This window comes from Promicromonospora sp. NPDC060271, assembly GCF_042726755.1.
GTDB lineage: Bacteria > Actinomycetota > Actinomycetes > Actinomycetales > Cellulomonadaceae > Promicromonospora.
In genome coordinates this window covers 1-8475 of the sequence record NZ_JBHXBG010000218.1, presented here as the reverse complement: position 1 = coordinate 8475, position 8475 = coordinate 1, and the positions used below count along the sequence as shown (strand labels likewise).

Sequence of the window (8475 nt, the reverse complement as noted above, 5' to 3'; positions counted from 1 at the left end):
GTGGAACCCGGCTCGGGTTCTACCTCGCTGCAGTTCTAACTCGCCAGGGTCCTACTTCGGCGGCAGGGTCACATCTTCGGCATGAGCACCGCGTCGACGAGGTAGACGGTCGCGTTCTGGGTCATCACGCCACCACAGATCACGTTCGCGTCGTTCACCTTGAGCTCGTCACCGCTGCCGGTGACCTCGACGGTCTCGCCCTGGACGGTTGTCTGCTCGCCCACGACCTGGTCGGGGGTGAGCTGGCCGGGCACCACGTGGTACGTCAGGATCTGCGTCAGCAGGTCGCTGTCCGTGGACAGGGTGTCCATCGTCTCCGCGTCGATCGCCTTGAAGGCGTCGTCGACCGGGGCGAACACGGTGAACTCGTCGCCGTTCAGGGTGTCGACGAGGTTCACGTCGGGGTTCACCTCACCGCTCACCGCTGACACCAGGGTCTTCAGCAGCGGGTTGTTGGAGGCGGCGACGGCGACCGGGTCCGTGGACATGCCGGTGACCGAGCCGGGACCGTCGGGCACCTGCTCGGCATAGGCCGCGCAGCCGGGGCCAACGAGGTTGGCGGCCGGGTCGACCATGTCGTCGGTCATCTCGTCCGTCGGCTCCTCCTCGGGCGCAGCGGTCTCCTCGCTCGCCGTCGTCTCGCTCCCGCCGGACGCCCCGTCCTGCGAACCGGAGCAGGCCGTGAGGCCCAGCAGGGCGATGGCCGTGATGCCGACTGCCGCGTAGGACTTACGGGTACGAACGTTCATCGGTCTCTCCTCGGTGTGGCGTCGCTCCGCGTTCTCACGGAGCGTCTTGCCCGTGGTTCGGAGCCGGCCGCCGACCGGATGGGACCGGATGTGCACGAGCTCTCCGGGCGGTCCCGGATCCCTGCCCGACCCATCCGGAACCGCCGGCGTACCGAACCCGCCACATGGGAACCCTCATCGTCATCGGCCTCCTGGGAGGCCTCATCACCGGAATATCGCCGTGCATCCTGCCGATGCTGCCCGTGATCTTCTTCGCGGGCGGGGTGCAGGGTGCGCGGACACGGGGCGCGGAGGGCGCTCGGCGCTCCCTGCGCCCCTACCTGGTCATCGCAGGGCTCGTCCTGAGCTTCAGCGTCTTCACGCTGCTCGGCTCCCTGCTGCTCTCGGTGCTTGGCCTGCCGCAGGACCTGCTGCGCTGGGCCGGCATCACCCTGCTCGTCCTGCTGGGCCTCGGCATGATCGTGCCCCGGTTCGAGACGATCCTCGAACGACCCTTCCAGCGCATCGCCGCCTTCGGCGCCAAGCGCGGCGCCGCGCGGCAGGACCGGGGGGCGTTCGTCCTGGGTCTCGGCCTCGGCGTGCTCTACGTGCCGTGCGCCGGGCCGGTGCTCGCCGCGATCACGGTCGCCGGCGCGACGGGCAACATCGGGGTCGAGACGGTGGCGCTCACCGTGTCGTTCGCCGTCGGCGCCGCGATCCCGCTCCTGGTCTTCGCGCTCGCCGGACGCCGGATCGCCGAGCGGGTGCAGGCCTTCCAGCGCCACACGGCGGCGATCCGCACCGGCGGCGGCGTGGTCGTCATCCTGCTGGCCGTCGCCCTCGCCTTCGACGTGCCCGCCACGATCCAGCGGCTGCTCCCCGACTACACGGGGGCCTTGCAGCAGCGTATCGACTCCTCGGAGACCGTGCGCGAGGCGCTCGACCTCGGCGGCCTCGTGACGGACGAGAACCGTGAGCTGTCCAACTGCTCGAACGGGGCGCCGGTCCTGGAGGACTGCGGCACGGCGCCGGAGATCCGCGGCATCGACCAGTGGCTCAACACGCCGGACGGGGAGGCGCTCCGGCTGGAGGCCCTGCGCGGCCAGGTCGTGCTGGTCGACTTCTGGACCTACTCCTGCATCAACTGCCAGCGGTCCATCCCGCACCTGAACGCCTGGTACGACAGGTACGCCGACGTCGGCGACGGCTTCGAGGTGATCGGGGTGCACACCCCCGAGTTCGCGTTCGAGCGCGAGACGCGCAACGTGATCCAGGGGGCGAAGGACCTCGGCGTGACCTACCCGATCGCGCAGGACAACTCCTATGCGACCTGGACCGCCTACCGGAACCGCTACTGGCCGGCGCAGTACCTGATCGACGCCGAAGGCACCGTGCGGCACATCCGGCTCGGCGAGGGCGGGTACGAGAACACGGAGAAGCTGATCCGCGAGCTCCTGGCGGACGCAGACCCTGGCGTCGACCTGCCGGAGCCCACGACGGTCCAGGACGCGACGCCGCTCGACGACATCACACCCGAGACCTACTTCTCCATCAAGCGCGTCATCAACTATTCCGGCGAGCCCGGGTACGCGGCGGGCCGCCAGGAGTTCACGCTCGCCGGCGAGCAGCGGCAGGACACCTTCTCGCTCGGCGGGACCTGGGAGGTCGACTTCCAGGGCGCGCGTGCGGTGTCCGACGACGCACGGGTGCGCCTCGCGTACCGGTCGGCCGACGTCTTCGTGGTCCTCGGCGGGGAAGGGACCGTCGGGTCGACGGTGACCACCGGCGGGCGCTCGACCAGCACGAGCATCGACGTCTCGGGCAGCCCGAGGCTCTACCCGGTGCTCGAGGGCGACGGACCGACCGAGGGGCTGGTGGACCTCGAGGTGCCGGAGGGCGTGCAGGTCTACACGATGACGTTCGGCTGACGCCTGTCGTCGGCCGAGGCCGTCAGGCGTCGTCGAGCAGCAGGACGTCCGGGGGCACCAGGGTGCGGGTCTGCAGGAGCTCGGTGACCAGGTTGTGGTTCAGCATGTTGCCCACGGGCTCACCGACCTCCTCGCGCGTCAGCCCTGGCACGCCGGCACGCGAGAGCCGCCGTCGGACGCCGGACACGAGGTGCTCCACGCGCTTGCCGCTCCACTGCTCGTCGGGCAGCAGGGCACCGAGGTCGGTGGCGACCTGCTGCCAGGTGCACGGCTGCGGGTAGGCCTCGTGGAGCAGGTACTTCTGCGCGAGCGAGACGAGGGCCAGCCGCTCGTCGGCGCGGAGCTTCCACGGCTTGTCGCGCAGCGTCGCCGCGTCGGGCGCCGGCCGCGGCAGGCGCCCGTCCTGGTCCGCGACGTACAGCTCGAGCAGGTGCCGGCGCCGCGCCGTGCCGTTGACGAACACCGGCGTGTACCCGGCCTCGACCGGATAGGGGTCGTCCTCGGGGAACAGCGTCATCGAACGGGGCAGCTGGAGCGCGCGGTGCCCGGTGTTGCTGAGCCACCACCGGCCACCCCGGAACGTGACGGAACCCTGGTTGCGGCTGATCCGCAGGTCGTCCTCGCCGACGCAGACGTGCACCTCCGGGCGGTTGCGGCCGAACACGACGGTCCGCTCCTCCCTGGCACCGAGCCGGACGCCGCCCGACACGGAGAGGGCGTAGATGGTGTTCGGCTCGGACGTCGGCACGCCGAACGCCAGGCTCGCGTGGTTCGGGGAGAGCGGCTCGGTGCCCTCCGTCTGCGGTATGTCCGTCAAGGCGACCTCCAGGTGTTTCCACCGCGAGCCTGACATGCCGTCCCGGGGACCCCTCCCGGCGCCCGGTCAGGACACGGCGGGCAGCGCTGCCGCGACCGGCTCGGCGATGTCCAGGGCGAGGGCGCAGAGCTCGTCGACCGGCTCGTCGCCGCCCGCCTCGAGGTGGATGCGGACCAGCTCCGCGACGATGTCGCCGTCACCGTCCCTGCTGACCGCCACACGGTTGACGATGGAGACCAGGCACGAGTCCTCCGACCACGAGTCGCCCTCGTCGAACACCTCGTGCCCGCTGCGGACGAAGCGCTCGCCGCTGTCCGCCGAGAGCGGGTCGCTGTGCTGGAACAGCACCCGCAGCTCCTTGCCGTCGGCGACCTCCCACTGGCAGTCCCACTCGGCGAACCCGACGACGGGACGGGCGGCGTCGACACCGGGCAGGCGTTCGAGGGGTTCGCCGGCCAGCAGGTCGCAGGCGCTCTGCGTGTAGAGCGAGCCCGTGGCGGGTTCCTGTGCGCGGCGGGGGATCTGCCCCTCGTTGAGCACGGTGGTCGTGTGGTCGAGGGTCGCGTCGGCGATCTCGCAGAGGTTGTCGACCTCGCCCGTCCCCTGCGGCTCGTTCCACGTCTCCTGCCACACGTCCAGCGAGATGTTGTAGTCGCCGCCGGGCAGGTAGAGCTCGCGGCTGCACTCGTCGGGCAGCTCGTACTCGTCGTTCACCACGGTGATCCTGCCGACCTGCCGGTTCGGCTCGGCGGGCTCCTCGCCGTTGTGCCAGATCGTCAGGCTGGCCACGACCAGCGCCCCGTCGTCCCTCGTCATGACGACGTCGCAGCTGTTGAGGTCGCCGTTGTCGGTACGGATCCGGGTCTCGCCGAACGCGCCGAGCGCCTCGACGTCGAGGAGAGCGCACGGGTCCGCCGTCGCCGGGTCGCCGACGATGCCGGTATTCTCCACGGCCGCGCGCTCCCGGTCGGGGCCGGCCGCGCCGTCGCCGCCGCCCGCGCCGTTCCCGCTGCCCGTGCCGGCCCCCGCCACGGGCGTGTCGCCGCGGTCCACGGCGACCCAGACCGCGGCGGAGACCGCGGCGACCAGCACGACGGCGGCGGCGACCGCCGCGAGGAGCCACCGCGGGCGTCGTGGCGCTCCGGCAGGCCCCGGTCCGACGCCCGCCGTCGGGTCGCCGGCCAGGAGCGCCAGCTCCTGCCGTGCCGCCCGGAGCCGCGGCCGGTCGCCGGGCTTCCGGGCCAGCATCCGCAGCATGACGGGCGCCAGCCTTCCGGCCCTCGTCGGCGGCCTGACCTCCTGGGAGACCGTCTTCCACAGCAGGGCGTGCGCGTTGTCGTCGCCGAACGGTGTGGTGCCCTCGAGCGCGTGGTAGAGGGTCGCGCCGAGCGACCAGACGTCGGACGCCTCGGTGAACCGCTCGCCCTTGGCCACCTCTGGCGCCAGGTAGCCCGGGGTGCCGGTGAGGGCGCCCGTCGCGGTGACCGTCTCGTCGTTGTGCAGCGCGCGGGAGATGCCGAAGTCGGCGAGCTTCGTGAAGCCGTCGTCGGTCACCAGGACGTTCGCGGGCTTGATGTCACGGTGCAGGATCCGGTGGGCGTGGACCGCCTCCAGGCCGCCGGCGAGCTGGGCGCCGTAGCGCGCGGCCTCCTCGACGGTCACCCGCCCGATCTTGGAGAGCGGCCGGCCGGCCACGTACTCCATGACCACCCAGACCTCGCCGCCGTCGTCGACCACGTCGTGCACGGCGACCACGTGCGGGTGGTTGATCCGGGAGAGGGTCTTCGCCTCGCGGCGGACCCGGTCGGCGCCGTCGTCGTCGCCCTCGTACCGCGTGCGCTTGAGCGCCACCGGCCGTTCGTGCAGCCGGAGGTCGGCGGCCCGCCATACCTCGCCGTGGCCGCCGGAGCCGAGGCGTTCCTCGAGCCGGTAGCGGTCGCCGATGATCTGCCCGCTCTGCACCTGTCGTCTCTCCCCCCGAAGGGCATGTCAGTCCATGCGCCCTGCGGGAAACGCTAGTGCACGGGGGATCGGGGAGGACAGGGTCCGGACGCCGCCCGGACCGCGGGCGCTGCCCGGCCACGTTCCCGCCCGGCTACGTTCCCGCGTGGACCAGGCGCACCGTCTGGAGCACGTGCACGCACAGCGCGCCGGCCTCGTCGGTCACCCGCACCTCGACGAGCACCTGGCGCCCGCTCGACCTGATCGGGGAGGCCGTCGCGATGGCCTGGCCCACCACGGGGCGCAGGAAGTGGGTGGTGGAGTCGACGGTCGCGGGCAGCGCCCCTGGCTCTCCGTTCGCGGCGGCGCAGACGGCGGCTGTGCCGTCGGCAAGCCCCATCAGCGCCCCGCCGTGGAGCCCACCCCCTACCGTCGACAGGCTGTGCGTGAACGGCAGCCGCCCCACGACGGCCTCCGGCGTGATCTGGTCGAGCTCGACACCGAGCGTCCTGACGAACGGCGCCGCCGCGTAGACCTCGTCAGCGGTCAGGGGCATGGTCTCCTCCGGAGCATTTGTAGAGAGAAGTCTCTAGAGCGAGGACTCTAACGACACGCTGGAGTACGGTCAACGCATGCCTCGCGCGACCCACGACACCTCGGCGATCCTCGACGCGGCAGGCCGGATCCTCGGTGCGGACGGGCCGGCGAAGGTCACGATGGCGGCGGTCATCCGCGAGGCCGGCGTGCCGAGCGGCTCGCTCTACTACCGGTTCCCCGACCGGCCGGCGCTGCTGGCCGCCCTCTGGAACCGTGCGATAGCGAGCTACCACAGCGACGCTTACCCCCTGTTCGAAGGGGACCCGGTCGAGGCGGCCGCGGCGCTCGCCGCCTACACCGTGCGGTGGTGCCAGGCGGAGCCGGCGCAGGCGCACGTGCTGCTCGCGGGCCGCTCACGGTTCGAACCGGAAGCCTGGCCCGAGGCGGCTCGTGAGACCGAGGTCGCGGAGAGCATGCGCTGGAACGAGGCGATCCGAGGCCTGACCCGCCGGGTCCGCGCCACGACGTCGGTGACGACGACCGAGCTCCTCCTCGTCGTCGTCGACCTGCCCTATGCCGCCGTGCGACGGTACCTGAGCGGCGGCAGACCGATCCCGCGGGACCTCGCCGACGTGGTCACCGGGATCGTCCGGACCTCGCTGGGCTGACGGTAGCCGCGGACCCTCCTCGCGCCGCCGGTCAGACGTCGGCCGGCCGGTCCAGCTCGAACGAGGCCGGCTCGGTGGCGACGCCGTTGACCTGGAGCGCGACGGCGTGCGGCCCCGGGTAGTAGCGGCGGGTGGTGATCGGCCGGAACGTGTGCTCCCGGCTGAGCCGTACCTGCTCGCCGGGGGCGAGGGTCCGGGTGGTCAGCTTGAACGTCTTAGCGGTCCGGGAGCCGTTGGCCTTGTGATGGTGGACGACGTAGTCGATGGCCAGTCGGGCCTCCTCGGCGCCGACGTTGCGGACCTCCGCCGTGAACCGGAGCGTGCCGCCGAACGGCACGCGGTCGCCGTCGAGCACCGGACCGTCGATCTCGAGCGCGGCGGGGCCGAACCCGAGCAGCCCGAGGGCGCCCGGATGTCCGCGCTTGACCAGCGTGCGGAGCGCATGCCGGACGACGCCATGGGTCGTCGCGACAGGTTCGGCGAGCCAGCGCCCGGCCGTGGCGACCACCAGCTCTGGATGGTCACGGCTGAGGTCGTTGAGGTGGTTGGCGACGGAGCGGCGCACGTAGTCGCTCTCGTCCCGGTACAGGGCGTCGAGGACGGGGACCGTCGCCCCGGGGCGCACGAGCAGCTCCGGCACGCGCACCGCCCAGGGCAGGTACGGGCGCGTGCCCTCGCTGGCCAGCCTGCGCACGTCGACGTCGTCCGACCGGGTCCAGTCCGCGGCGATGTCGAGGGCGCGGTCCAGGTCGTGGCGCAGGAGGGTGCGCACCGCGAACTCCGCGGTGAGGCGCCCGGTGAGCTCGGCCAGGAGAGCCATCGCGTCGTCGAAGGCGGCGTCCGTCCCCTCCTCGACGGCCCGTGCCGCAACGGCGCTCGTGACGGGCCAGATCAGCCAGCCGGTGAACGGCGTCGCGCCGTCACGTGCGGCGCGGACCACGCGGGCGAGGTCGGCGTACCCACCCGGTAGGTCGGCCAGCAGTGCGTCGCGCAGGAGGTCCGCCCGCTCGCGGAGCGAGAGCTCGTCGAGCCGGCCGGCCGCCGCGGGCAGCGCGTGCAGGGCGGCGCCCGGTGCCGCCGCGGCCACGGCCTCGGTGAGGGTGGTGGCCGTGCGGTCACTGATGAGCTGGTCGGCGAACGGCATGCGATTCCTTCTCGACGAGGTCGGACGTGTCAGAGGCTCAGGTCACCATGGTGACCTGAGCCTCTGACACTGACGCTCTCGTCGAGCTCAGGCGCTGTCCGCTGTCGCCTGAGCCTGCGGTTCCGCTTCGGCTCAGGCGATCGTGGTGTCGACCGTCACCGGGATGTTGCCGCGCGTGGCGTTCGAGTACGGGCACATGGCGTGCGCGCCCTCGACGAGCTTGTCGGCGGTCTCCTGGTCCACCCCGGCGACCTCGACGTGCAGCGCGGCGCTCAGGCCGTAGCCGCCGCCCTCCAGCGGTGCGATGCCGACCTCTGCGATCACCGCGGAGTCGTTGATCTGCACCTTGTGCGCGGCGGCGACGGCCTTGAGCGCGCTGTGGAAGCACGCCGCCCAGCCGGCCGCGAAGAGCTGCTCCGGGTTGGTGCCACCGCCCGGGCCACCCATCTCGGTCGGGACGGCCAGGGCCAGGTCCAGCACGCCGTCGTCGGACACGACCTGGCCTCCGCGGCGGCCTTCTCCGGTGGACGTCGCGACCGCTGTGTAGACGCTGTCAGCCATGTTGTGCTCCTTCTCGGGACCGGTGCGCGTGCAGCACCGCCATGTAGACGAACTAGTACGTCTACCGTAAGGGGTGAATGTAGCCGGACACAAGTAAGGCCCGGACGGGGACGTGGCGAGAGAACGGCGCGAGCCCGCCGCCACGTGTGGT

At 72.1% G+C, this 8475-nt stretch carries 8 protein-coding genes; 2 read left to right on the top strand and 6 right to left on the bottom strand.

Annotation, left to right across the window (positions count from 1 at the left end):
- Window positions 1–68: 68 nt before the first annotated feature.
- Window positions 69–749 (bottom strand): fasciclin domain-containing protein, encoded by a 681-nt coding sequence (locus ACFWE2_RS23165; protein WP_377226562.1) that lies wholly within the window; start codon window positions 747–749, stop codon window positions 69–71.
- Window positions 750–913: 164 nt separating this feature from the next.
- Here ACFWE2_RS23165 and ACFWE2_RS23160 point away from each other — a divergent pair, with 164 nt between their 5' ends.
- On the top strand, window positions 914–2656 hold the full coding sequence (locus tag ACFWE2_RS23160; RefSeq protein ID WP_377226561.1) for a cytochrome c biogenesis protein DipZ: 1743 nt from the start codon (window positions 914–916) through the stop codon (window positions 2654–2656).
- Window positions 2657–2678: 22 nt separating this feature from the next.
- On the opposite strand, the gene ACFWE2_RS23155 is transcribed toward ACFWE2_RS23160, so the two are convergent.
- The 3 genes from ACFWE2_RS23155 to ACFWE2_RS23145 all read right to left on the bottom strand — a co-directional run bounded on the left by ACFWE2_RS23155 (window position 2679) and on the right by ACFWE2_RS23145 (window position 5970).
- Window positions 2679–3473 (bottom strand): hypothetical protein, encoded by a 795-nt coding sequence (locus ACFWE2_RS23155; protein WP_377226560.1) that lies wholly within the window; start codon window positions 3471–3473, stop codon window positions 2679–2681.
- Between the two features lie 66 nt (window positions 3474–3539).
- Window positions 3540–5435, bottom strand: coding sequence for a serine/threonine-protein kinase (locus tag ACFWE2_RS23150; RefSeq protein WP_377226559.1), 1896 nt, complete (start codon window positions 5433–5435; stop codon window positions 3540–3542).
- A 133-nt stretch (window positions 5436–5568) separates the two neighbouring features.
- A complete protein-coding gene (locus ACFWE2_RS23145) occupies window positions 5569–5970 on the bottom strand; it encodes a PaaI family thioesterase (protein ID WP_377226558.1) in 402 nt (133 codons plus the stop codon).
- Window positions 5971–6046: 76 nt separating this feature from the next.
- Between ACFWE2_RS23145 and ACFWE2_RS23140 the strand changes: the two genes are divergently transcribed.
- Complete coding sequence (locus ACFWE2_RS23140) at window positions 6047–6619, top strand: TetR/AcrR family transcriptional regulator (RefSeq protein WP_377226557.1); 573 nt, start codon at window positions 6047–6049, stop codon at window positions 6617–6619.
- A 31-nt stretch (window positions 6620–6650) separates the two neighbouring features.
- Here the strand turns inward: ACFWE2_RS23140 and ACFWE2_RS23135 are convergent, their stop codons facing one another.
- Together ACFWE2_RS23135 and ACFWE2_RS23130 are read right to left on the bottom strand one after the other, a co-directional pair.
- Entirely contained in the window at window positions 6651–7763 is a 1113-nt protein-coding gene (locus ACFWE2_RS23135; protein ID WP_377226556.1) for a DNA alkylation repair protein, read from the bottom strand.
- A 132-nt stretch (window positions 7764–7895) separates the two neighbouring features.
- On the bottom strand, window positions 7896–8324 hold the full coding sequence (locus ACFWE2_RS23130) for an organic hydroperoxide resistance protein (RefSeq protein ID WP_377226555.1): 429 nt from the start codon (window positions 8322–8324) through the stop codon (window positions 7896–7898).
- Between the last annotated feature and the right edge of the window lie 151 nt (window positions 8325–8475).